20 protein-coding genes are annotated in these 23,525 nt (G+C 53.2%); 11 read left to right on the forward strand and 9 right to left on the reverse strand.

What is annotated here, in order from left to right:
• The first annotated feature begins 195 nt into the window (after positions 1-195).
• The 6 genes from pilB to ACIGG6_RS01610 all read left to right on the forward strand — a co-directional run bounded on the left by pilB (position 196) and on the right by ACIGG6_RS01610 (position 5,869).
• Positions 196-1,953, forward strand: a complete 1,758-nt coding sequence (gene pilB, locus ACIGG6_RS01585; RefSeq protein ID WP_399841531.1) for a type IV-A pilus assembly ATPase PilB — start codon at positions 196-198, stop codon at positions 1,951-1,953.
• A gap of 3 nt (positions 1,954-1,956) precedes the next feature.
• Positions 1,957-3,189: a type II secretion system F family protein gene (locus ACIGG6_RS01590; protein WP_399841533.1), complete on the forward strand. Its 1,233-nt coding sequence runs from the start codon at positions 1,957-1,959 to the stop codon at positions 3,187-3,189.
• 64 nt (positions 3,190-3,253) lie between these two features.
• Positions 3,254-4,099, forward strand: coding sequence for a prepilin peptidase (locus ACIGG6_RS01595; protein WP_399841535.1), 846 nt, complete (start codon positions 3,254-3,256; stop codon positions 4,097-4,099).
• Between the two features lie 43 nt (positions 4,100-4,142).
• The gene (gene coaE, locus ACIGG6_RS01600) at positions 4,143-4,739 is read left to right on the forward strand and encodes a dephospho-CoA kinase (protein WP_399841538.1); all 597 of its coding nucleotides are present in this window, start codon (positions 4,143-4,145) and stop codon (positions 4,737-4,739) included.
• An 11-nt stretch (positions 4,740-4,750) separates the two neighbouring features.
• Entirely contained in the window at positions 4,751-4,984 is a 234-nt protein-coding gene (yacG, locus tag ACIGG6_RS01605; RefSeq protein ID WP_083023823.1) for a DNA gyrase inhibitor YacG, read from the forward strand.
• A 15-nt stretch (positions 4,985-4,999) separates the two neighbouring features.
• The gene (locus tag ACIGG6_RS01610; RefSeq protein WP_399841539.1) at positions 5,000-5,869 is read left to right on the forward strand and encodes a DNA replication terminus site-binding protein; all 870 of its coding nucleotides are present in this window, start codon (positions 5,000-5,002) and stop codon (positions 5,867-5,869) included.
• Here the strand turns inward: ACIGG6_RS01610 and ACIGG6_RS01615 are convergent.
• On the reverse strand, positions 5,866-6,210 hold the full coding sequence (locus ACIGG6_RS01615) for a hypothetical protein (RefSeq protein ID WP_399841540.1): 345 nt from the start codon (positions 6,208-6,210) through the stop codon (positions 5,866-5,868). The two genes, ACIGG6_RS01610 and ACIGG6_RS01615, sit on opposite strands and share 4 nt — an antisense overlap.
• A gap of 371 nt (positions 6,211-6,581) precedes the next feature.
• Here ACIGG6_RS01615 and ACIGG6_RS01620 point away from each other — a divergent pair, with 371 nt between their 5' ends.
• On the forward strand, positions 6,582-7,433 hold the full coding sequence (locus ACIGG6_RS01620; RefSeq protein ID WP_399841543.1) for a helix-turn-helix transcriptional regulator: 852 nt from the start codon (positions 6,582-6,584) through the stop codon (positions 7,431-7,433).
• A gap of 142 nt (positions 7,434-7,575) precedes the next feature.
• Here ACIGG6_RS01620 and ACIGG6_RS01625 read toward each other — a convergent pair whose 3' ends face one another.
• The 8 genes from ACIGG6_RS01625 to ACIGG6_RS01660 form a co-directional block, all read right to left on the reverse strand.
• A complete protein-coding gene (locus ACIGG6_RS01625; protein WP_044627966.1) occupies positions 7,576-7,950 on the reverse strand; it encodes a histone-like nucleoid-structuring protein, MvaT/MvaU family in 375 nt (124 codons plus the stop codon).
• A 295-nt stretch (positions 7,951-8,245) separates the two neighbouring features.
• The gene (gene rpsA / locus ACIGG6_RS01630; RefSeq protein WP_253503550.1) at positions 8,246-9,925 is read right to left on the reverse strand and encodes a 30S ribosomal protein S1; all 1,680 of its coding nucleotides are present in this window, start codon (positions 9,923-9,925) and stop codon (positions 8,246-8,248) included.
• 184 nt (positions 9,926-10,109) lie between these two features.
• Complete coding sequence (cmk, locus tag ACIGG6_RS01635; protein WP_399841546.1) at positions 10,110-10,799, reverse strand: (d)CMP kinase; 690 nt, start codon at positions 10,797-10,799, stop codon at positions 10,110-10,112.
• Positions 10,789-13,077 (reverse strand): bifunctional prephenate dehydrogenase/3-phosphoshikimate 1-carboxyvinyltransferase, encoded by a 2,289-nt coding sequence (locus ACIGG6_RS01640; RefSeq protein ID WP_399841549.1) that lies wholly within the window; start codon positions 13,075-13,077, stop codon positions 10,789-10,791. The genes cmk and ACIGG6_RS01640 overlap by 11 nt, the downstream gene beginning before the upstream one ends.
• Positions 13,074-14,165 carry a prephenate dehydratase gene (gene pheA / locus ACIGG6_RS01645; RefSeq protein WP_253503559.1) on the reverse strand — a complete coding sequence of 364 codons (1,092 nt, stop codon included), beginning with the start codon at positions 14,163-14,165 and terminating at the stop codon, positions 13,074-13,076. The genes ACIGG6_RS01640 and pheA overlap by 4 nt, the downstream gene beginning before the upstream one ends.
• Positions 14,166-14,170: 5 nt before the next feature.
• The gene (gene serC, locus ACIGG6_RS01650; protein ID WP_399841552.1) at positions 14,171-15,274 is read right to left on the reverse strand and encodes a 3-phosphoserine/phosphohydroxythreonine transaminase; all 1,104 of its coding nucleotides are present in this window, start codon (positions 15,272-15,274) and stop codon (positions 14,171-14,173) included.
• Positions 15,258-17,957 carry a DNA gyrase subunit A gene (gyrA, locus tag ACIGG6_RS01655; RefSeq protein WP_399841555.1) on the reverse strand — a complete coding sequence of 900 codons (2,700 nt, stop codon included), beginning with the start codon at positions 17,955-17,957 and terminating at the stop codon, positions 15,258-15,260. The genes serC and gyrA overlap by 17 nt, the downstream gene beginning before the upstream one ends.
• A gap of 165 nt (positions 17,958-18,122) precedes the next feature.
• Positions 18,123-18,557: an acyl-CoA thioesterase gene (locus tag ACIGG6_RS01660; protein ID WP_399841557.1), complete on the reverse strand. Its 435-nt coding sequence runs from the start codon at positions 18,555-18,557 to the stop codon at positions 18,123-18,125.
• Between the two features lie 166 nt (positions 18,558-18,723).
• On the opposite strand from ACIGG6_RS01660, the gene ACIGG6_RS01665 reads away from it, so the two are divergent.
• The 4 genes from ACIGG6_RS01665 (at position 18,724) to metG (ending at position 23,467) form a co-directional block, all read left to right on the forward strand.
• Positions 18,724-19,662 (forward strand): recombination-associated protein RdgC, encoded by a 939-nt coding sequence (locus tag ACIGG6_RS01665; protein WP_399841558.1) that lies wholly within the window; start codon positions 18,724-18,726, stop codon positions 19,660-19,662.
• A gap of 58 nt (positions 19,663-19,720) precedes the next feature.
• Positions 19,721-20,902, forward strand: a complete 1,182-nt coding sequence (locus tag ACIGG6_RS01670; RefSeq protein ID WP_399841561.1) for a 1-acyl-sn-glycerol-3-phosphate acyltransferase — start codon at positions 19,721-19,723, stop codon at positions 20,900-20,902.
• Between the two features lie 135 nt (positions 20,903-21,037).
• Positions 21,038-21,319 (forward strand): hypothetical protein, encoded by a 282-nt coding sequence (locus ACIGG6_RS01675; RefSeq protein ID WP_044627975.1) that lies wholly within the window; start codon positions 21,038-21,040, stop codon positions 21,317-21,319.
• A 111-nt stretch (positions 21,320-21,430) separates the two neighbouring features.
• A complete protein-coding gene (metG, locus tag ACIGG6_RS01680; protein WP_399841564.1) occupies positions 21,431-23,467 on the forward strand; it encodes a methionine--tRNA ligase in 2,037 nt (678 codons plus the stop codon).
• Positions 23,468-23,525: the final 58 nt, after the last annotated feature.

Below are 23,525 nucleotides of genomic sequence, written 5' to 3' on the forward strand. Positions count from 1 at the left end.
CTTGGTAGGTATTATCAAGCAAAATTAATGTATATTAGTTACACTAGCTTACGCACAGTGTTTTTTCAACTACATTTGGCCCACTACTTCGTTCGTTTGTACGAACGCGTGCGCTTAGAAAAGCGTGGTGCCGCCAGTACCCTTAGTATGGTACAAGTAAGCGCATTCTGACTACTTTGCTACCACAGGTCGTGCATGTCTCAACCCTCTTTTGAATCGACACTTAGCCACGCGGCAGCTCACGGCGGCCTGCGCGGCATTGCCCAGCGGTTGGTTAAACACGGTGTGTTAAGCGATGCACAAGCGGCCACCGCACAGTCGACGGCTTCTGATCTCGAAATTTCGCTGCTTCAACACGTTATTGAAAGCGGGCTGGCCGACCCTGTTGCAGCTACCGTAGCAGCGGGATGGGAGTATGGTCTTCCTGTTATTGATCTTGAGGCGCTGCGCCTTAATACGCTGCCACCCGCCGCCGATTACCCCGTTAAAGTATTGCAAAGCCTTAACGTACTGCCCCTGGCCCGCCATGGCCACCGCCTAACCGTCGCGGTGCCTTATCCGGCAACGCTTACCCAGTTAGATGAGCTCCAGTTTGCCACAGGATTAAGCATAGAAGGTGTGCTTGCCCCGGTGGATCAAATCACCGTTGCACTCAATAACTATCTCGCTCAGAACGAACGCGGCATGCTGGATGAGCTGGATGGCATTGACGACGCGGTGAGTTCGTTAAACATTGTACAGAACAGTGACGGCAACGAAGTTCCTCTTGAGGAAGCGTCGCAGAGTAGCGAAGATGCGCCTATTGTTAAATTTGTTAATAAGATTTTATTAGATGCCATTCGCCAAGGCGCTTCTGATATTCATTTTGAGCCTTATGAAACGCTCTACCGCGTCCGTTTTCGCGTTGATGGCATGCTGATTGAAGTTGCTAGACCGCCCTTTGCCATGCGCCACCGTATTGCGGCTCGCCTTAAAATTATGGCCCGGCTGGATATTTCGGAGCGCCGTCTACCCCAGGATGGCGCGATAAAACTCAAGCTCTCGCGAACGCGCTCTCTCGATTTTCGGGTTAACTCGCTACCTACGGTATACGGTGAAAAGCTGGTGCTGCGGATTTTAGACCCTACGGCGGCTCAGCTAGGCATTGAGCAGTTAGGTTTCACCGATGAGCAGCGCGCTCTGTATGAACATACGCTTAAACAGCCCCAGGGCATGATTTTGGTGACGGGGCCGACCGGCAGCGGTAAAACTGTTTCGCTTTATACGGGGATTAATATCCTTAATAAAGTAGAGCGCAATATTTGTACGGCTGAAGACCCCGTAGAAATTAAAGTAGATGGCATTAACCAGGTAAACGTTCTGCCCAAAATCGGCCTCGACTTCGCCAGCGCCCTACGCGCCTTTCTTCGCCAGGACCCAGATGTGGTTATGGTGGGGGAAATACGCGACCTGGAAACAGCGGACATTGCGGTAAAAGCTGCCCAAACCGGCCACTTGGTGCTCTCTACGGTGCATACTAACTCGGCAGCCGAAACACTCACACGATTGGCGAATATGGGCGTTTCGTCCTTCAACATTGCAAGTGCCGTTAGTTTAATTATTGCACAGCGCTTAGCGCGTAAACTTTGCCACCATTGCAAAGAGCCCATTGAAATACCGCGTAAGGCGCTTCAAAAAGAGGGGCTAAACAATGAGGAGATTAACCAAGCCACCTTATATAAAGCCGTGGGTTGTAAACACTGCACCCAAGGTTACAAAGGGCGGATTGGTATCTATGAAGTTGTTCCCATTACAGAATCGATGCGTCAGCTCATCATGCGCGATGCTAATTCGCTAGAAATTGACCAGCAGGCCCGCAGGGAGGGCTATCCCAGCCTCCATCGCAGCGGCCTATTAAAAGTCATGCAAGGCATCACCACCCTTGAAGAGATTAACCGCGTAAGTAAGGAGTAAGGCATGGCTAAACGTGCTCGTAGGCGCCAAACTCCCGCCATCAAATTATCGCGCTGGAAGTGGATAGGCAAAGGCCCCCAAAACAGAACGTTAAGCGGCGAAATGATTGGCCGCAGCAAAGCGGAAGTCACCGCCGAACTCGCCAAACAAAATATCGATATTCGGCGTATCAGTAAAAAAGGCGGCATTGGCGGCAACGGCCGCATCAACCCTAACGACATCATGGTGTTTGCGCGTCAAATGGCCACCATGATTCGAGCAGGCATCCCCCTTTTACAAGCGCTGCAAGTGGTGGCTGAAAGCCTAAAAAAACCGGCCATGGTGGCCCTGATACAGCAAATGATGAGCGATGTGTCTTCTGGCTCTAGTTTCTCGGATGCGCTTCGCCAACACCCAAAACATTTTGATCGCCTGTTTGTTAACTTGGTAGATGCTGGTGAACAAGCAGGCGCCCTAGATCAAATGCTGGATCGCGTTGCAACCTATAAAGAGAAAGTAGAATCTCTAAAAGCACGTGTTAAAAAGGCACTGTGGTATCCCACCGCGGTCATGGCGATTGGTATTGCGGTTACCATGCTGCTTCTGGTGAAAGTGGTACCTGAATTTGAAAGTATGTTTCAAAGCTTCGGGGCGGAACTACCTGCGCTTACGCAAATGACGGTAAATCTATCGGAGCTAGCGCAGCAGTATTGGTTGGCAGCATTTGGTGCGCTGGTAGCGGCCATATTCTTGCTTAAACAAGGCATTGAGCGCTCACCTAATATCGCTTACCGCATGCATGCATTACTACTTCGATTACCGATTATCGGCGACATCATGCATAAATCTGCGGTTGCGCGTTTTTCTCGCACATTGGCCACCACATTTTCTTCCGGCGTCCCTCTGGTGGAAGGGTTAGACACAGCTGCCGGAGCAACTGGCAATAAGGTTTACGAACGCGCGGTGGTGCAAACCCGTCAAGACGTGGCGACGGGGCAGCAATTACATTTTGCAATGCGTATGACCAACAGATTCCCTGCCCTAGCGGTTCAAATGGTCAGTATCGGTGAAGAGGCAGGCTCTTTAGATGCCATGCTGAATCGTGTGGCAGATTATTACGAAGAGGAAGTTGATAACAAAGTGGATGCGCTCACATCATTAATGGAACCCGTTATTATTGTTGTGCTGGGTGTATTAGTCGGTGGCGTGGTCGTGTCCATGTACTTGCCAATTTTCAATTTAGGCTCCGCGTTATAGCTGTTTTCTATATGCGCTGCCCACGGTGGCCTCTCCTATTTTCAGGCAGTTAAAAAGGACATTTATGCATCTCCCTTCACCGCTCGAGTGGGCGCCTGTTCTTCTACTCGGGCTTTGTTTTGGCAGCTTTTTAAATGTAGTGATTACTCGTTTACCGGTCATGCTGATGAGGCAATGGCGCAATGAAGCCCTAGCTTCGCTGGAGTTTCCGGCAGAAACAGCGCCCCGCTTTAATCTCGCAACGCCTGGTTCGATGTGCCCGCGCTGCGAGCATCCGATTGCGTGGCATGACAACTTACCGCTGCTTGGCTGGTTAAAACGGCGCGGCAAATGCGCAAACTGCCAATCCCCGATTAGTGCGCAGTACCCACTGGTTGAACTGATGGGCGGGCTATTAGCGGTGGCCGTTGTGGCGCTTTATGGCACAACGGCAAGCGCCCTGTTTATTTACGCGGCTTGCTTAACGCTTTTGGCGCTGGCGGTTATCGACTTTCGTACGTATTTGCTGCCGGATGTTTTAACCCTGCCCTTGCTCTGGGCGGGTTTGCTCTACCAACTGCTCTTTCAGCCTATTATGTTGCCGAGCGCGGTGATTGGCGCCATGGCCGGCTACTTAATCCTCTGGAGCTTTTACTGGCTATTTAAGCTATTAACAGGCAAAGAGGGAATGGGCTTTGGCGACTTCAAACTCCTAGCCGCCTTAGGCGCTTGGCTTGGTTGGAGCATGCTACCGCTACTATTGATTGTTTCGGCAGGCATAGGCGCTATCTGTGGGCTAGTAGCCCAAGCACTATCACCCCGCTTACGCGGGCAGCCTCTCCCCTTTGGGCCATTTTTAGCGCTGGCTGGATGGATAGGGCTACTGGTGGGCGATGAGCTGATGGCACTTTATCTGGCGCTCATCTATTAATCAGTCTGCTACCTTTGTTTTTGATAACCTTTAAAGGAATCACATGATTATTGGTGTCACTGGCGGTATCGGGTCGGGAAAATCCACCGTTGCCCGCGCTTTTGGAGACCTTGGAGCGGGCTGGGTGGATGCCGATGACGTTGCTCGTGAAGTCGTAGCACCAGGTGAGCCTGCTCTAGCGGCAATTACCGAGCGCTTCGGTGAGCAGGTTATTAATGAAGATGGGAGCCTTAATCGGGCTGCGTTACGCCAAATTGTGTTTGATGACCCTACTCAGCGCGCGTGGCTTGAATCCGTTACTCATCCTCGCATTCGTGAGCGTTTACTTGCACACCTTGAGCGCTTGAGCGCAACATCGCCCTATGTGCTATTGGTATCGCCGCTACTGTTTGAATCAGGACAGGATGCCTTGGTGAACCGTACATTGGTGGTTGATGTTCCAGAACACGAGCAAATCTCCCGGACACTGGCGCGGGATAAGGTGAGCGAAACGCAAGTGCGTGCTATCCTCGCCGCCCAATTGCCTCGATACGAACGTCTCTCACGTGCAGACGATGTCATTGATAACAGTCAGGGCCTCGACTTCACTCGGCAACAAGTAAGTACGCTAGATCAGCGTTACCGAAACAGCAAAACATAAAGGAGCCCACCATGCCCATTCCCGCTAATGATGCACCGCTGGAAGTAGACTGCCCACAGTGCGGCAAACGGGTGCCCTGGGCCCCCGAAAGCCATTACCGCCCTTTCTGCAGTAAGCGCTGCCAACTGCTAGATTTAGGTGCTTGGGCAGAAGAGTCCCACCGTATTTCAGGTGAATCCGCTATGGACGAAGCAGATATTGAAACCCTGCTAGCTCAGGCCGACAAAGATGCTCCGCTCTCTTAACACAGCGTACCGCTAATGACCGACACCTCACGTCCGCTTTATCGCTTACTCCATGAGTTAGATGATCATTTTGATCAACTCATTAGCACTATTCATCATGCCGCTACGTTATATGAAGCGAAAACGCCCGCCACCTGGCGTTTTGATGGGTTAAGCAATGCGGGGTGGCTACGGGCCGCGTTGCTGGATATGTGGCATCAGCAGAATCAAGACGGCCGTGAGACTCGCAACTACATCGCTCTTATTGCCGCTGACGATACGCTTATATCAGCATTCCAAGAGGTCAATGCTGCCAAAAAGGCGATAAGCGAGCTGCTCCAACGAATCAAACAAAGCCACCCTAACACACTCAGCGAAGCCAAACACCGCCTTCCACAGCGCCACCCTGAAGTAGAAACAGTACTTCGCCAGGGCGGCCTTGCTAGGCTGCATTTAAAACAGTGCTGGCGACAGCTACCTATTGCAGAAGCACCTGTCGCAAGAGTTCGGTTCGCTTGGTACAGCAGCGGGCGCTCTATCAAGCGCATCACAGTTCAGGAGGCTGAGCAGAAACTACTGCAGTTAGATACCGACTCGCCACATATCCGCATTCAGCTACGTAGACTAGCGGGAATACCAAGCAGCGAACCGCTAGCACAGGTACAAAACCAAGCCCCGCTCATGCGCGGCAACCTGTTTTTTACAGAACCACTAGAAGACGGCCATACCCGGCGCGCATTAAATATTGCCATGCCGCTTATTGTTCCCGCCCCTGAAAATCGCTTGCCACATATTAAAATGCCGCCTCTAGAGCCGCCCGCGCAGCGTACGCGGGCAAAGCGTCGGGATGAAAAGCTGGAGAGTGACGTATTTCTACCCAGCTTGCGGGTATATCGCTACCGTTAGTGCCCACTGTCACTTTGGGCGGGCATGCGATCCATCTCCCATAGGCCGTAGGCCAATAGCGTCTGTATCAGTTCGCTTACCCCACCCTCTGATAAATCATACTCCTTCAGCAAGGTCTTTAAGCGCTGGCTGAACAGCAGATCCTGTTCCTTCTGCCGCTCAGCCTGATCATCAGCCTCGAGCGCCGCTAAAGAGCGTACAGGGGGCCCTGTTGGAATATCAAAGTCACTATCAGGATCTTCCAACTGACGCAATGCTTGCGCAAAGGCGTCATCCAGCTCACGAAACTTACGCAGCTTTTCACGCTCATCCAGTTGTTTTTGAACCTTTTGATATTTCATCGATGTTTCATTTACACCTTACTTGGGATGGTCGATATGTCTGCAAAACAGACTTTATTTACAAAAAAACTGTGCACAAACGCGTAAACTCCCATAGCAAACTTGCCTTTGCTTCAGCTTAGCAGCATAAAGACACCATCGTGATGAAGCCACTAATCGGTAATAATGATTATCCGGCTATCTATCGAACGTCAAACGCATCACGTTCCATCACGAGCCATGGATGGCCGCTCTGTAGATAACACTCAAACACTGGTGGCAACGATAAAAGTCATGGACCACCAGTTTACCAGCAACAACAAGCACCGGGAGGGTGCATTACAGGCAAGCTATCAACTGACCTGTATGACTCACGCATGGGAGGCCAGATAATGTTCAATGCAATGTCGCGAGCTGAGATCTGGCTACAGGACACGCTTGATCAATCGCTAAGTATAGAAGACCTTGCTAATCACTTGGGATATTCAGCGTCACAGATACGGCGGCAATTTCGTCACTGCTTCAACACCTCTCCTAGCGCTTATCGTGAGCAGAGGCGCTTAGAGCGAGCAGCGGTCTTGCTATCGCTTACCCCACAAAATATAGCGCATATTGCCATTCGCTGCGGGTATGCAAACCATTCATCGTTTTCGCGCGCATTTCAGCGGCGCTATCAGCTGACGCCTAGGCATTATCGCCAATCTTTTAGCAGCATGCGCCACCTAGCGTTACCTGTAAAACAGTTTACCACTACTATCGAAAAGAGCCGTCCACGCCAGGCTGTTTTTACGCGTGTCTATAAAGCTCCAAATGCTATCTCTGGCCTAGGCAATATGTCGCACCATGCTAACCACCTCCCCTGCTTTGTGGCTCAACTGGGGCATGCGACACCTACAGTAGCGCTACCTGACCTGCTCGCAGACAAAATTGACGCCCTTGAGGCAGGCGCTAAGGTACGCAAGTCAAGAACTGACATTGGTCTCTATTTAGCCCACACAGCAAATACAGAAAATTTAGCCCTACCAGTTGCTTACCGGCGCATTGAAATTCCTGCACAACACTATGCAAAAACCTGCTTTGATGATTTTGATGAGCTATCAGATGCATTGACATCAACGCTACTGCAGCTGCTCAATCAACAGCATCGCTTTCACATTAGTGGAGAATCCCCACGGATTTTATGGCACCCCGATCACTTAGAGCTGCGGGTGCCACTACTGAGAGAAGCAACGCACATCTATTGAACTGGTTGATGCTGAACTAGTGGCCGACTAGTCCGCAGTGCCAAACCCTGCTGACTTCCAAGCCAGTCTTCTAGGTCGCTGCTGGAAACTAACCCTCTAAAAACAAAACCGGCATTTCTATTAGAAATGCCGGTTAAACTACTTAGTCTTCCATGCGTACGAGCCAGGACTCGACAGCTTCATCACCATGCTCATCTTTCCAGCTACGCAGACCTTTATGGTTCCCACCACGGGTTTCAATCACTTCACCAGTATGCGGGTTCTTATAGATCTTTAAACGACGCTTACGGCGAGTAGAGGCGGCTGGAGCTGCTTTGGCACTGCGCTGATCAGTAGTCGGATCCAAAAGCGCAATTACATCTGCAGGACGCTTACCAAACTCGTTCATCAGTGCTTCAAGTTTAGCTTTAAACTCAAGCTCGCTTTTCAGGCGCTGGTCGCCTTCAAGACGCTGCAGCTCTTCTTGAAGCTGTTTAAGCTGCTGCTCTTTTTGAATGTAGTCGTTTAACAGTGACATAGGAAATCCTTTTAGCTTGGTTTTAACTGCGATGGCATTCAGCTGGGCAACTCAATACCGATTAGTTCAGGATGCGGACACATTATTGCCTTAAATTTTGTAATTGACAACAGTCTAGTTCATTTTGGTCCATTTACTAACCAATTTTACAATCCACAATAGCGCTTTAAAGCCTTTGCTTATTAACCCAATCATCCACTTACTTCTGACTAAGCCAACAAAGAAAAGTGTGTAAAATTTTGCAAAAAAAACGCCGCCCTTTTGGGCGGCGTTTTAGTAGGAAAAAACTAATAATTTAGTCTTGACCCATCTGCTGCTTGATCAGATCACCGATAGTGGTCGGGCCACCTGCTGCTTCCGGCTCTTGGTCACGCAGTTTCTTCAGGTTCTGACGAGTGTCGTCTTGCTCTTTCGCTTTCACCGACAGATTGATCTGACGGCTCTTACGATCGACGCTGACAATACGCGCTTCAACGCTGTCGCCTTCGTTCAGCACATTGCGTGCATCTTCAACGCGGTCTGCGCTAATTTCAGACGCTTTAAGAATGGCAATAACGTCAGTTGCCAGCTCAACGTGTGCTTCTTTAGCGTCAACTTCTACGACGCGTCCAGTAACGATGCTGCCTTTATCATTCACTGACAGGTACTCAGCAACCGGATCGGAATCCATTTGCTTGATACCCAGGGAGATGCGCTCACGCTCCGGGTCGATAGACAGAATAACCGCTTCTGCTTCGTCGCCTTTCTTGAAGTTGCGAACGGCTTCTTCGCCTGTTTCTGTCCAGGAGATGTCGGACAGGTGAACCAGACCGTCGATACCGCCTTCAAGGCCGATGAAGATACCGAAGTCAGTGATTGACTTGATGGTACCGGAAACACGGTCGCCCTTGTTGTATTCAGCGTTGAACGTTTCCCACGGATTAGCAGTGCACTGCTTGATACCCAGAGAAATACGACGACGCTCTTCATCAATATCAAGAACCATCACGTCAACATCATCGCCCACTTGAACGACTTTAGACGGATGAATGTTCTTGTTGGTCCAGTCCATTTCAGACACGTGAACCAGACCTTCAACGCCTTCTTCCAGCTCAGCAAAGCAGCCGTAATCGGTCAGATTAGTGACCACAGCGTGCACTTTCATGCCTTCCGGGTAACGCTCTTTGATGTTGACCCACGGATCTTCGCCCAGCTGCTTCAGACCCAGTGAAACGCGGTTGCGCTCACGGTCAAACTTCAGCACTTTGACGTTGATCTCGTCGCCAACGGCAACGATTTCAGACGGATGCTTGATACGCTTCCAAGCCATATCAGTGATGTGCAGCAGGCCGTCAACGCCGCCCAGATCAACGAAGGCGCCGTAATCAGTCAGGTTCTTAACGATACCCTTAATTTGCTGACCTTCTTGCAGAGTGGCCAGCAGCGCTTCACGCTCAGCACTGTTTTCTGCTTCCAGCACGGCACGACGCGATACAACGACGTTGTTGCGCTTCGGATCAAGCTTGATGACTTTAAAGTCCAGCTCTTTGTTTTCCAGATGCGCAGTGTCGCGAACCGGACGAACGTCAACCAGAGAGCCCGGCAAGAAGGCACGGATAGAGTCGACGTCGACAGTGAAGCCGCCTTTGACTTTACCGTTGATCACGCCCTTGACGATTTCGTCTTTCTCGAAGGCTGCTTCCAGAATCTTCCAAGCTTCTGCGCGCTTGGCTTTTTCACGGGACAGACGCGTTTCACCGAAGCCATCTTCAACGGCTTCCAGTGCAACGTGAACGTCGTCACCGATAGCGATGGTCAGTTCACCATTCTCATCGCGGAATTGTGCCGCAGGGATCTGACCTTCGGATTTCAGACCAGCGTTAACGGTAACCCAGTCACCGTCAATGTCGACAACCTGAGCCGCGACGATAGCGCCTGGCTCCATGTTGATGTCGTTAAGAGACTGTTCAAACAGTTCAGCAAAGCTTTCGCTCATGGTTTTCCTACGTGATCAACGTTGTTGAGGCATAACTGCCTTCTCCGTACCACCAGCGAGTACGGGCCTAATGTCACTCTGCTTTTGGAGGCGTTAGCGCTGGTTAGACCTGACCGGGCTCACTGATATGGAGTTATCGCCCTGCCACGTCGTGACACCTTTCCAAAAACGCCGCAAGGGAGAATCAAATGCCGTTAGACATGCCGCGTTGGGCAAGCAGTTCGGTCAGCCGATCAACCACTTCCGGTATGCTCAGGCGCGTGGTATCAAGCGTAATGGCATCATCTGCCGGCTTGAGAGGAGCCACACTGCGCTGCGTATCGCGTGCATCGCGTGCCTGAATCTCCTTTAAAAGACTCGACAGACTAGCATCCACCCCCGCTTCCTGCAACTGTAGATGCCTTCTGCGAGCCCGTTCTTCGGCGCTGGCGGTGAGAAAAACCTTCAACGGCGCCTCGGGAAATACGACAGTTCCCATATCGCGGCCGTCTGCCACCAGCCCAGGTAATTGGCAAAAATCTCGCTGGCGCTGAAGTAGTGCTGCGCGCACACTAGGCAGTGCTGCGACCAGAGAAGCAAGTTCACCTGCTTGCTCGGTACGAATCACCTGCCCAACGTCTTCGCCCTCTAACAGGGTGCAAGGCTGACCATCTACCACAGGAAAGGCAACATCTAACTCAGTAGCAATCGCTGCCAGTGCAGCCTCATCATCTAGGGCGATATGATGCTTGACGGCCGCCTGAGCCGTTAGACGATAAAGTGCCCCACTGTCTAATAGGTGCCAACCTAAACGCTCGGCCACGAGGCTGCTAATCGTGCCTTTACCAGCACCGCCGGGGCCATCGATTGTCAGCACAGGCACCTTAGCGGTCATTAGTACCCTCCACGCTAACACTCATACCAATGCGCTGCGCCAGCGCAACAAAATCCGGGAACGAGGTAGCGACATTCGCACAGTCGTCAATAATGATTTCATCACCTGCGCGTAGCGACGCAATGGCAAACGCCATAGCAATACGGTGGTCGCCCAGGCTATCGATACGGCCGCCGCCATAGCTCGGCACGCTGTCGTTGCCGTTACCGATAATATCAATACCGTCTTCCACCACCGTATGCTCAACGCCAAGCACAGCAAGGCCATCGGCCATGGCCTGGATACGGTCGGACTCTTTCACCCGCAGCTCTTCGGCACCGCGCAGGCGGGTCGTACCCTGGGCGTTGGCAGCCGCGATAAATAGCGCCGGGAACTCATCAATGGCCAGAGGTACTTGATCCACCGGAATATCAATCCCCTTCAGCGGCGCATAACGGATACGAATATCCGCCACTGGCTCGCCACCCACTTCACGCTCGTTTTCAAGCGTTAAGTCGGCACCCATCAAGTTCAAAATATTGATCACGCCAATGCGGGTTGGATTGATACCTACATGCTCTAACGTGATATCCGAGTCCGGCGTAATGGCAGCCGCGACGAGGAAGAACGTCGCTGACGAAATATCGGAGGGCACGTCAATCGGCCCGGCCGTTAATTGTCCGCCACCTTGCAGCCAACAGGTATCCCCTTCGCGTGAAACGGCGTATCCAAAGCCGTTAAGCATACGCTCGGTATGGTCACGGGTAGGAGCTGGCTCGCGCACGCGGGTTTCACCGTCGGCATACAACCCGGCGAGCAGCAGGCAAGATTTCACCTGAGCACTGGCCATCGGCATGTCGTAGTGAATACCTTTCAGCGGCGCACCGCCGTGGATCTTTAGCGGCGGACGGCCGCCTTCGGCGGTATCGATGGTAGCGCCCATCAGACGCAGCGGATCTGCCACACGCCCCATCGGCCGCTTAGTGAGCGACTCATCGCCGGTCAGCTCGCTATCGAAAGATTGGCCCGCCAGCAAACCGGCAAAGAGCCGCATAGCCGTACCGGAGTTGCCTACATAGAGCGGCCCTGCGGGCGCTTTCAAACCCTGCATGCCCACACCGTGGATAGTGACTCGCCCCTGGTGAGGCCCCTCAATGGCCACGCCCATCTCGCGAAAAGCTTGTAGAGTCGCTAGGCTATCCTCACCTTCCAGGAAGCCTTTTACTTCCGTCACACCTTCCGCCAGAGCACCCAGCATAATAGAGCGATGGGACATGGATTTATCGCCCGGCACGCGAAGACGACCCTGCGCCTCTCCGCCTGGCTGCACGCGATAAGTCACTTTACCGTGTGGTTGCATATGATATTCCGCCTGATAACTGGTTTTATTCAATAACGTATCAAAATAGTGTCGCGCGTGGCTGGCACGATCAAACGTTGCAATTAGCGCATCGCTATCACCGCTTTCAACGGCGTAACGAAGACGCTTTAACCCTGCTTCAAAGTCGTCTAGTGACGACAGCACCGCTTCTCGGTTAGCGATAAAAATATCCCGCCACATGACCGGGTCGCTGCCTGCAATACGGGTAAAATCACGAAATCCGCCCGCAGCGTAACGAAAAATATCCAGCCGCTCATCCTGACGCGCCAGCGTATCCACTAGAGAGAACGCCAAAAGGTGCGGCAGGTGACTCGTACGTGCCAGCACCTGATCGTGGCGCTCGACGCTCATTTGCAAGACTTCTGCACCACACGCCTGCCAGAGCTTTTCCACGCGTGCTAGTGCATCAGCATCGACGTTAGGTTCGGGCGTCAGAATCACTTTGTGATTAACATAAAGCGTCGGGTTGGCCGCTGCCACACCACTCTTTTCTGAGCCCGCGATAGGATGCCCTAAGACGATATTAGGTAATACGTAACCAAACACGCGTTCGGCACACTCACGAATGGTGGCTTTGGTACTACCCACATCGGTGATCACTACATCATCAGCCGCGTTAGGAAGCGCCTGGGCCAACGTGGTCATCACGCTCTCCATGGCCAGCACCGGCACCGCCAATACGACCATGGAAACATCATCAAGCAACTCGCTTAGTTGAGTGCCGCCAGCGTCTACCAGCCCAAGCTCTATGCCTAGCGCTACCTCATCTTTATTGGGATCACAGGCGACGATACGCCCTTGATAGCCGGAGGCACGTAGAGCTGCCGCTAACGAACCGCCAATGAGGCCCAGCCCAACAATTAAGATACGCGATTCATGACACGCCACACGCCCAGCACTTTGTGCTAACACCGTCACAGCACGCCCTGAGGGTAAGAACCCAACACGCGCAATTCAGAAGCGCGCAGGCGCACCTCTTCAAGCACAGCGGCCACACCCGGCTCATCACGATGGCCTTTAAAATCAATAAAGAACACGTAATTCCATACGCCTGTACGCGAAGGGCGAGTCTCGATGCGTGTTAAATCGATTTTGTGGCGATGAAACGGCTCCAACAAATCGTGCAGCGCGCCTGGCTGGTTACGCATGGCCACCACAATGGAGGTTTTGTCTTCGCCTGACATAGGCACATCTTGATTACCAATAATCAAAAAGCGCGTGGAGTTATCCGGGCGGTCTTCGATTTTATCGGCAATGCGCTCTAAGCCGTACAGCTTGGCAGCCATGTCGCCCGCAATCGCCGCGCTGTGCCATTCGGTTTTCACCAATTTAGCCGCTTCAGCGTTGGAAGAGACTGGCACACGCTCCGCATGAGGATAGTGAGCATCTAGCCATTTACGGCACTGGCCAAACGACTGGGGGTGCGAGTAGATACGCGAGACTTTGTCTTTGCGCGTTGTTTCGCTAATTAAGAGATGATGGTGAATGCGTAGTACTACCTCACCACAAATCTTGATGGAAGAGTCCATAAAGGTATCGAGCGTGTGGTTCACCACCCCTTCAGTGGAGTTTTCCACCGGCACCACGCCATAGTTCACCGCGCCTGCTTCCACTTCGCGGAACACTTCATCGATAGCGGCCATAGGCAGGCTTACCGCACTTTCGCCAAAATGCTTGAGCGCCGCTTGCTGGGTGAAAGTGCCTTCCGGCCCTAGGTAGGCCACTTTTACCGGCTGCTCCAGCGCGAGGCAGGCCGACATAATCTCGCGGAACAGGCGGGCCATCTCTTCAGCGTCCAGCGGGCCTTTATTAAGCGCCATAATGCGCCGTAACACCTGGGCTTCGCGCTCTGGGCGGTAAAACACGGCATCTTTATCTTGGGCGAGCTTAACGTGCGCCACCTGCTGGGCGCAGCTGGCACGCTCACTGATCAAGCGCAGAATATCGCCATCCAACTGGTCGATACGTTGACGCAAGTCATCTAAATTGATCGGCGTATCGGACATGATGGTTAGCCTCTTCGTTGTTCAAAATCCGCCATAAAGGCGATTAAGGCATCGACCGCCTCTTCTGGTACGGCGTTATATAAACTGGCGCGCATACCACCTACGCTGCGGTGGCCTTTAAGGTTTAGCAGGCCTGCCTCATCGGCTTCTTGTAAAAACGCTTTATCCAAACGCGCATCCGCCAACACAAACGGCACGTTCATACGCGAACGGTTAGGTACGGCGATAGGGTTACTGTAGAAGGCGCTGGCATCAATGGCAGCGTAAAGCTTTTGCGCTTTGCGCTGATTCAGCGCATCCATTGCATCTAAGCCACCGATGTCATTTTTAAGCCATTGGAAAACCAAGCCCGATAGATACCAGGCATAAGTGGGCGGGGTGTTCACCATAGAGCCCGCTTCCGCCAGCATTTGATAATCAAAAAGTGATGGAATCGTGCTAGGAGCTTTACCTAGCAGATCGTCACGTACGACCACGATGGTTAACCCCGCCGGGCCGATATTTTTCTGCGCGCCAGCGTACACCACGCCAAAATCGCTGATATCAATCGGGCCAGAGAGAATATTCGACGACATATCGCACACCAGCGGCACGGCTGCACCGTCAGCGCGGGTTATCTGGGGCGTGTAATCAAACTCTAAACCGCCAATGGTTTCATTCGACGTGTAGTGCAGATAGGCCGCGTCATTGGTGATTGATAACGATGCCTCATCAGGCACGGCAGTGTGACCATTAGCCTCGCTACTGGCAGCCACATGGCAGTTGAAGCCAAGCCGCTTGGCTTCACTTAACGCTTTCTTTCCCCAAATGCCTGTTTGGATAAAGTTAGCGCTACCGCCCTGGCCCAGTAAATTCATCGGCAGCATCGAGAACTGCATGCTTGCGCCGCCCTGCAAGAAGAGCACTTGGTAATTGCTGGGAATTGCTAGCAGTTCACGAAGATCTGCCTCGGCACGTTCTGCAATGGCAATAAACTCATCACTACGATGGCTCATCTCCATCACAGACAAACCACGACCCTGATAGTCAAGCAATTCGTTACGCGCTCGCTCTAAAACGGCGGTTGGCAGGGCCGCAGGCCCTGCACAAAAGTTATAATGACGTGTCATCGGTTCCCGGTTCCTGTGCGCCATTGTCTGCGTCTGCTGGCTCGCCTGCCTCTAAAACATCGGACTCTTCAGGCTCATCAACGCGTACGGTTTTCACCAGCTTCTCTTCTTTACCCAAGCGAATCAGCATCACACCCTGAGTATTACGCGAAGTCGTTGACACCTCTTCCACGCGAGTACGCACCAGCGTGCCGCGATCGGTAATCAGCATCATTTCGTCGCTGTCATACACCTGCATAGCGGCAACCAATGAGCCGTTACGCTCGCTGGTCTGCATCGCAATGACGCCCTGGCCGCCACGGCCGCGCAGCGGAAACTCCTCCAGTCGGGTGCGCTTGCCGTAGCCATTCTCACTGGCCGTCAGAATATAAATCTGGCCTTCGCCCTGGGCTTGCTCCACCGCCTCTGCCTGCGCAGCTACCTCAGCGTCGGTATCGGCTTCGGCATCAATCTGCTGGCTCTTCGGAATAATCAGACTGATAACTTCCGCATCGCCTGCCAAGCGCATACCACGTACGCCGCGAGCGGTACGGCCCATCGCGCGCACATTGCCCTCTTCAAAGCGAATCGCTTTGCCATTCGAGGAGAGCAGCATGGCGTGATCGGAACCCGATGTAATCGCAGCACCGACCAAGCGGTCACCCTCTTCCAGGTCAATCGCAATCAGGCCAACGCTACGCGGGCGAGAGAACTGCTCAAGGCTGGTACGTTTGACCGTACCATTTGCGGTGGCGAAGAAAATGTAATGCTCAGGGTCATAATCCCGGACCGGGAGAATGGCATTCACCGATTCGCCCTCTTCCAGCGGCAGCATGTTCACCAAAGGCTTGCCACGAGAGCCGCGGCTTGCATTGGGCATTTCGTACACTTTCAGCCAATACACCTTGCCACGGTTAGAGAAGAGCAGCACGGTGTCGTGGGTCGAAGCCACGAGCAGGTGCTCGATGACGTCTTCGTCTTTCATGGACGTCGCCGACTTGCCGCGACCGCCACGACGCTGAGCCTGATAATCAGACAGCGGCTGAGTCTTCGCGTAACCAGAGCGGGACACGGTAACCACCATATCCTCTTCCGCGATTAGGTCTTCAATGGAAAGATCCAGATGGCTGGCTTGGATTTCCGTGCGGCGGTCATCGCCGAACTGGTCACGCACCGCGTGCAGCTCTTCACGAATGACTTCCATCAGGCGGTCAGCGGAGGCCAGAATTTCGGTAAACTCGGCGATTTTCTCAAGAATCGAGAGGTACTCATCCAGCAGCTTCTCGGTTTCAAGCCCAGTAAGGCGATGCAGGCGCAACTCCAGAATGGCCTGCGCCTGAGCGGGGGAAAGCCGATATTCGGTCGCCGATGGATTCAGGCCAAAGCCCTCTTCCAAATCTTCCGGCTTGCAGGATGTCGCGCCAGCACGCTCGAGCATGGCGGTTACCTGACCAGGCTTCCACACCCTCGCCAGCAGCTTTTCACGTGCTTCCGCGGCGTTAGGCGAGGCCTTAATCAGCTCAATCACTTCATCGATATTAGAAATAGCGACGGCCAGACCTTCAAGCAGATGGCCACGCTCACGCGCTTTCTTCAGTTCATATAGCGTGCGCCGCGTCACCACTTCACGGCGGTGACGAATAAACGCTTCGAGCATCTCTTTGAGGTTCAACGTGCGGGGCTGGCCGTTCTCCAGCGCCACCATGTTGATGCCGAACACGTTCTGCAGCTGCGTCTGGGCGAACAGATTATTGACGACCACTTCGCCGGACTCACCGCGCTTGATCTCAATCACCACGCGCAGGCCATCTTTATCCGACTCATCGCGTAGTTCAGCAATGCCTTCGATCTTCTTCTCTTTGACCAGCTCGGCGATCTTCTCAATCAACCGGGCTTTGTTCACCTGATAAGGCAGCTCAGTGATGATAATGTGATCGCGGCCGGTTTTATCGTCGTGCTCAATGGTGTGGCAAGCGCGAACGTAAATGCGGCCTCGCCCTGTGCGGTAAGCATCCAAGATACCTGCACGTCCATTGATAATGCCGCCGGTAGGAAAATCCGGTCCAGGAATGTACTGCATTAGATCATCGACGGTTAAGGTGTAGTCGTCGATCAGTGCCAAGCAGCCGTCAATCACTTCCCGCATGTTATGAGGCGGAATATTGGTGGCCATACCAACGGCGATACCTGATGACCCGTTAATTAACAGGTTAGGAACCTTGGTCGGCAGCACTTCAGGAATACGCTCGGTGCCGTCGTAGTTATCGACCCAATCGACCGTGTCTTTTTCTAGGTCAGCCAGCAGCTCGTGGGCTAGGCGCGACATACGCACCTCGGTGTAACGCATGGCCGCCGCGTTATCACCGTCGATGGAGCCAAAGTTACCTTGACCATCGACCAGCACATGGCGCATGGAAAAGTGCTGAGCCATCCGTACGATGGTGTCATACACCGCACTGTCGCCGTGCGGGTGGTATTTACCGATGACATCGCCGACGACACGCGCCGACTTCTTGTACGGTTTATTCCAGTCATTGCCCAGTTCATGCATGGCAAACAGCACACGCCGGTGAACGGGCTTCAGGCCGTCGCGCACATCAGGTAGCGCGCGGCCGATAATGACACTCATCGCATAGTCGAGGTACGACTGTTTGAGCTCGTCTTCAATATTGACGGGCAAGATTTCTCTGGCGATGTCACCCATGAAAGTCAGATCCTTTGCACTGCATTGGCACTGCGAGAGTTGAAAGCGCTTGAAAATGCCGCCTTTCGTCGTACGAGACTGAGTACATGAAGGCGGCGCGCAGATACCGTGACATCATACCACTGCATGCGCATCAAGGGCAGTCGGTGACACCGCCATTGCCATTTAGGCCGTAAACGCCTCTTTGGGCACGATCAGTCCCCGCAGCACGTCGCGTACCTCACCTTCGATGGCGGCGGCTTTGTTGGCCTTCACATCCAGCAGCACGAAGGTGAGGTCTGCCTTGGCAACCAAGGTGCCATCTGCACGCACGATACGGTGGTGGCAAAGAGCACTACGCTCACCAACGTCGACGATGCCCGTCAACACCTGCAAATCATCACCCTGGACGGCCGCCGCGCGATAGTTGATGTTTAAATTAACCACCACGAATGCCCGCCCAGCGCTGTGAAGCTGCTGGATAAGCCGAGGGTGCTCATCGAAGAATGCCCAGCGCCCCTCCTCCATAAACTCCAGATAACGCGCGTTGTTGACATGACCATAGCCATCTAGGTGGTAACCACGGACCCGCATACTGACGTGGGAAATCGACTCAGACATAGCAACCTCTCTATTCACTCTTTACAAAATGGGCAAGGAATCATTAATACTCTGCAAATCAAACACAAGTTTTAAACTCGTGCAACAGCAAGTCGCTGCACCAAGGTGCTGGTAGGAAAGGCCGCGTTTCGACATAATGTGCCACCTTTTTCATAGGATCGGTGACATGTGGTTTAAGCACCTGCATTTATATCGCCTACACGGCGCTCCCGAGCTAGATAGCCAAACTCTGGCCAACGCATTGGATGAGCACGCGGCCCAGCCGCTAGGCAATGCGGATGCACGCCGCTTAGGCTGGACAGCGCCTGCGGGGCGGCTAGGTGGCGACCAGCGTCTGCATGAAATTCAGGGGCACCGCTTACTCTCTGCCCTACGCCAAGAGCGCCTGCTTCCCGCGTCGGTTGTCAAAGAAGAAGTCGACGAAAAAGTCGCCGACATCGAGGCCAGTGAGGGACGCAAAATCACGCGCAAGGAAAAGACCGCGCTGAAAGAGCAGGTCACCGAAGAACTCATGCCCCGCGCCTTTGTCCGCAGCCAGAAAATTGACTTATGGTGGGACACTAAGCGCCAGCTCATTGGCGTTAATGCTAGCTCGCGCACCCGAGCAGAAGATGTATTGGACCTGCTGCGTGAGACACTCGGCAGCTTAAAAGCTACGCCACTGAGCAGCCAAACATTGCCGATACGCGCCATGACTACCTGGTTAGGCGACCCATCTAGCCGCCCAAGCGACCTACAGCTCGGCGACCAAGTGGAACTCAAGGCAAAAGGCGACGATGGCGTGCTACGCGCACGGCAAGTTGACCTAGACAGCGATGAAATTCAGCAGCTACTTGAGAGCGGACGCCAGGCCAGCAAACTGGCGATCAGCTTGGAAGGCCGCCTAAGCTTTGTGCTGCATGACGATTTAGCGCTGAAGTCGCTGCGCTTTGGCGACGCACTGATTGAAGAAGCCGACCATGCCGACGACGGCGATGATGCGCTAGCCCGCCTGGAAACCGACTTTATTCTGATGGCCCAAGCGCTTTCTGACGATGTTACCCGCCTGCTGGAATGGCTTGGTGGCGAAACTCAGCGGGAACCGACGGCTCAGCAAGATACCTAACGCTCTATATTTTAAGCCGCAGCAACCCGATTATTTTTGCTTATATCCAACGGATCGCATGACTCATCACAATAACGCACCCAACACTGACACCACCAACGACCCATGGGCAGACATTCGCCCCTATATGGATCATGAGGTGGCCGATGTTCTTGAACGGCTCTCTCACGATAGTGAACTGCTTGACGCGCTTACCCGCTTTAGGCTGCCGCGCATGGCCAAATGGGCGCCGCCCGTAGCGCGCGCCCTGGCAGGCCACGCCATTCGCCGTGAAGTAAAGGGTGTTACCAGCGTTCGCGAATTTCAAATGCGCATTGCCAGCTATATGGAGCGCATGATCCGCACCACCACGGATGCCTTTGAGGTCTCGGGATTAGACAAACTCGACGACAACAGCGCTTATCTATTTATCGGCAATCATCGCGATATCTCGCTGGACCCCGCCTTTGTTAATTACGCGCTTTACCAGGCAGGCCGAGATACGGTACGTATTGCGATTGGCGACAACTTGCTGAAAAAGCCCTATGTAACCGACCTGATGCGGCTGAACAAAAGCTTTATTGTGCCGCGGAGCGCACGCGGAAAGCGGGCCATGTTGGCCGCTTATCAGCAGCTGTCGTCTTACATTCGCCACTCGATTACCGAAGACAATCACTCTATCTGGATGGCCCAGCGCGAAGGTCGTGCTAAAAACGGCATTGACCGTACCGACCCCGCTATTATCAAAATGCTCACGATGGCAAAACGCCATGCAGAGCGAGATATGGTCTTCGGCGATGCCATTGCCGAGCTGAAGCTCGTTCCTGTATCGATTAGCTACGAGTACGATCCCTGCGACTTGCAAAAAGCCCAGGAACTGCACGATATCGCTACCCAAGGCAGCTACGCTAAAAGTGAATTTGAAGACATCCGCTCAATTGTAGCAGGCATCACCGGCTCTAAAGGCCGTGTCCAGCTTAAATTCGGTACGCCGGTGGGTGCTGATATGGCGACACCTGACGAAGTGGCCGCTGAAATTGACCGCCAGGTGATTGGTGGTTACCGCCTATTTCCCAGCCACTATCTGGCGCTGGAAGCATTGGGCGAATCGCCGGAGCTGGTCGCTCGTAAATCCATTACCCGTCAAGATCGGGAGCGGTTTAAAGCACGGCTAGCAAGCGTTCCAGAAGCACTGCAACCCTATTGGTTAGAGCAGTATGCCAACCCGGTGAAACATAAGGCGGGACGACTCAGCTTATAAAGGCTTACATGCAGCGGCTTACTTAGTTAAGCGTAATGATCAACGCATGCTCGCAGCTCGAAAAAGTGCTATGGTCAAGGCATTCATTGGTCTCGCTTGGTAGCTTCATCAGGCGCGGTCTTAAGGAGACTCTCTATGTCCGCATCAGAAATTCAAAAAACACGTATTATCAACGAGCTACGCGGCTTTATTCGCAAGCTTCTGCAAGACCCTAAAATTCTAGAGCAGTCGCTGGCTATTGCACGCCAGCAACTGATTGAAGGCAGTAGTCCCGCCGTGATGGCACGTATTGCCAATGAGATTTCAGATACCACCAGCGTGCATATTCCTGAAGACCCGGCAGAGCACTCGGAAGCAGACAAGCTATTTTTAGAATTGCTGCGTGAAGTAGTTCAAGAAGAGCAAGCGCTCTACTAGTCTGTCAGGCTGAGCCTCTGGCTATTTGTATGCATTAACATGACATTACCGGCGAAGCACCTCCCCTTCGCCGTCTTTATTTGTACTGCCTAACCGGAATTATCACTCACCATGTCCAATACTGCCCCGCGCAACATTCTGGTGACGAGCGCCCTTCCCTATGCCAATGGCGCTATTCACTTAGGCCACCTGCTTGAGTACATCCAAACGGATATCTGGGTACGCTTCCAAAAGAGCCGTGGCCAGCAGTGTTACTACGTTTGTGCTGACGATGCTCACGGCACCGCGATTATGCTGCGTGCCGAGCAGGAAGGCATTTCCCCTGAAGCACTGATTGAACGCGTTTCCCAAGACCACCAGGAAGATTTCGCCCGCTTTGGCGTGGGGTTCGATAACTACCACTCCACCCACTCGGATGAGAACCGCTACTTCAGCGAGCTGATCTACACCCGCCTACGCGATAAAGGCCATATTGCCACTCGCGATATCGAGCAGATGTTCGACCCGCAGAAAGGTCTGTTTCTAGCCGATCGCTTCATCAAAGGCACCTGCCCGAAGTGCCACGCGGTCGATCAGTACGGCGATAACTGCGAAAAGTGCGGCGCAACCTACACACCTGCGGACCTGATCAATCCAGTTTCCGCCATCTCCGGTGCCACGCCCGAAGTACGCAGCTCCACGCACTACTTCTTCAAACTGCCGGACTTCGCCGACTTCCTGCAGCAGTGGATCAACGATGGTCACGTACAGCCACAGATCCGCAACAAGCTGATGGAGTGGTTTGAGTCTGGCTTTAACGAGTGGGATATTTCCCGCGATGCGCCCTACTTTGGTTTTGAGATTCCCGATGCGCCCGGCAAATACTTCTATGTATGGCTAGACGCCCCCATCGGCTATCTCGCCAGCTTTAAAAACCTCTGCGAGCGCGAAGGTATTGATTTCGATCGCTTCTGGGAAAAAGACTCAGACGCTGAGGTCTACCACTTCATTGGTAAAGACATCGTCTACTTCCACGCGCTGTTCTGGCCTGCCATGCTCCACGGTGCTGATTTGCGCACCCCCACGGCGGTCAACTGCCACGGCTTTTTGACCGTCGATGGTGCGAAGATGTCGAAATCGCGCGGCACCTTCATCAAGGCTGCCACTTACGCCGAACATCTCAATCCCGAGTACCTGCGTTACTACTTTGCCGCCAAGCTCACCTCCAAGGTGGATGATCTTGACCTAAATCTTGAAGACTTCGCTGCCCGAGTGAATTCAGATCTCGTCGGTAAGGTCGTGAACATTGCCAGTCGCTGTGCCGGTTTTGTCAAAAAACTCGGGGGCGGCACCCTCTCTGAGCACTGTGCCGAGCCGCAGATGGTTGCCCGCTTTATCGCTGCCGGTGACGACATTGCCGCCGACTTTGAAGCGCGTGAGTTTAGCCGCGCCATGCGCAAAATTATGGAATTGGCCGATGAAGCCAATACCTATATCGCTGAAAAAGAGCCCTGGGCACTTGCCAAGCAGGATGGTCGCGATCAAGAAGTACTGGAAATCTGCTCGGTGGGTATCAACCTATTCCGCCAGCTGATGGTCTATCTGGCGCCGGTGGTGCCGAGCATGGCAGAGCAAGCCCGTGAGTTTATAAATATTGACACTCTTGATTGGGAAAGCCGTGGTAATGTGCTGGTCAACCACCCGATCAACAAATTCAAACCGCTGATGACCCGAGTTGAGCGGGACAAAATCGATGCCATGATCGACGCATCAAAAGAGGATCTGGTAGAAGAGCAGAAGCTAAAAAACACCCCGAAAGGCCCGCTAGCAGACGAGCCAATCGCGGATGAAATTAGCTTTGATGAATTTGCCAAGGTTGACCTGCGCATTGCTCGGATTGCCAAAGCACAATATGTCGAGGGTGCTGACAAGCTATTACAGCTTACTCTGGATTTGGGTGGCGAAACCCGCAACGTCTTCTCTGGCATTCGTTCTGCGTACTCTCCAGAGGCCCTGGAAGGCCGCCTGACGGTGATGGTCGCCAACTTGGCGCCCCGCAAGATGCGCTTTGGTGTATCCGAAGGCATGGTGCTTGCTTCAGCGAATAAAGAGGGTATTTATCTGCTCTCACCGGATGCTGGCGCCGAGCCGGGTCAGCGTGTAACGTAACGCCGCCATTCACGGATGAAAGGGGCAAGGCGAACAGCCTGCCCCTTTTGTTTTTAGG

Origin of the sequence: Vreelandella lionensis, assembly GCF_044543515.1 — a bacterium.
Taxonomy (GTDB): Bacteria; Pseudomonadota; Gammaproteobacteria; order Pseudomonadales; family Halomonadaceae; genus Vreelandella; species Vreelandella lionensis.

Bases quoted from the DNA above. Each gene is read 5' to 3' on its own strand.
- ACIGG6_RS01670 (WP_399841561.1), top strand. From the start codon at position 19,721: ATGACTCATCACAATAACGCACCCAACACTGACACCACCAACGACCCA.
- ACIGG6_RS01625 (WP_044627966.1), bottom strand. From the start codon at position 7,950: ATGTCACTGTTAAACGACTACATTCAAAAAGAGCAGCAGCTTAAACAG.
- ACIGG6_RS01660 (WP_399841557.1), bottom strand. From the start codon at position 18,557: ATGTCTGAGTCGATTTCCCACGTCAGTATGCGGGTCCGTGGTTACCAC.
- cmk (WP_399841546.1), bottom strand. From the start codon at position 10,799: ATGACCGCTAAGGTGCCTGTGCTGACAATCGATGGCCCCGGCGGTGCT.
- pheA (WP_253503559.1), bottom strand. From the start codon at position 14,165: ATGTCCGATACGCCGATCAATTTAGATGACTTGCGTCAACGTATCGAC.
- ACIGG6_RS01610 (WP_399841539.1), top strand. From the start codon at position 5,000: ATGACCGACACCTCACGTCCGCTTTATCGCTTACTCCATGAGTTAGAT.
- coaE (WP_399841538.1), top strand. From the start codon at position 4,143: ATGATTATTGGTGTCACTGGCGGTATCGGGTCGGGAAAATCCACCGTT.
- ACIGG6_RS01675 (WP_044627975.1), top strand. From the start codon at position 21,038: ATGTCCGCATCAGAAATTCAAAAAACACGTATTATCAACGAGCTACGC.
- rpsA (WP_253503550.1), bottom strand. From the start codon at position 9,925: ATGAGCGAAAGCTTTGCTGAACTGTTTGAACAGTCTCTTAACGACATC.
- ACIGG6_RS01620 (WP_399841543.1), top strand. From the start codon at position 6,582: ATGTTCAATGCAATGTCGCGAGCTGAGATCTGGCTACAGGACACGCTT.
- yacG (WP_083023823.1), top strand. From the start codon at position 4,751: ATGCCCATTCCCGCTAATGATGCACCGCTGGAAGTAGACTGCCCACAG.
- gyrA (WP_399841555.1), bottom strand. From the start codon at position 17,957: ATGGGTGACATCGCCAGAGAAATCTTGCCCGTCAATATTGAAGACGAG.
- ACIGG6_RS01665 (WP_399841558.1), top strand. From the start codon at position 18,724: ATGTGGTTTAAGCACCTGCATTTATATCGCCTACACGGCGCTCCCGAG.
- metG (WP_399841564.1), top strand. From the start codon at position 21,431: ATGTCCAATACTGCCCCGCGCAACATTCTGGTGACGAGCGCCCTTCCC.
- ACIGG6_RS01590 (WP_399841533.1), top strand. From the start codon at position 1,957: ATGGCTAAACGTGCTCGTAGGCGCCAAACTCCCGCCATCAAATTATCG.
- ACIGG6_RS01595 (WP_399841535.1), top strand. From the start codon at position 3,254: ATGCATCTCCCTTCACCGCTCGAGTGGGCGCCTGTTCTTCTACTCGGG.
- ACIGG6_RS01615 (WP_399841540.1), bottom strand. From the start codon at position 6,210: ATGAAATATCAAAAGGTTCAAAAACAACTGGATGAGCGTGAAAAGCTG.
- serC (WP_399841552.1), bottom strand. From the start codon at position 15,274: ATGACACGTCATTATAACTTTTGTGCAGGGCCTGCGGCCCTGCCAACC.
- pilB (WP_399841531.1), top strand. From the start codon at position 196: ATGTCTCAACCCTCTTTTGAATCGACACTTAGCCACGCGGCAGCTCAC.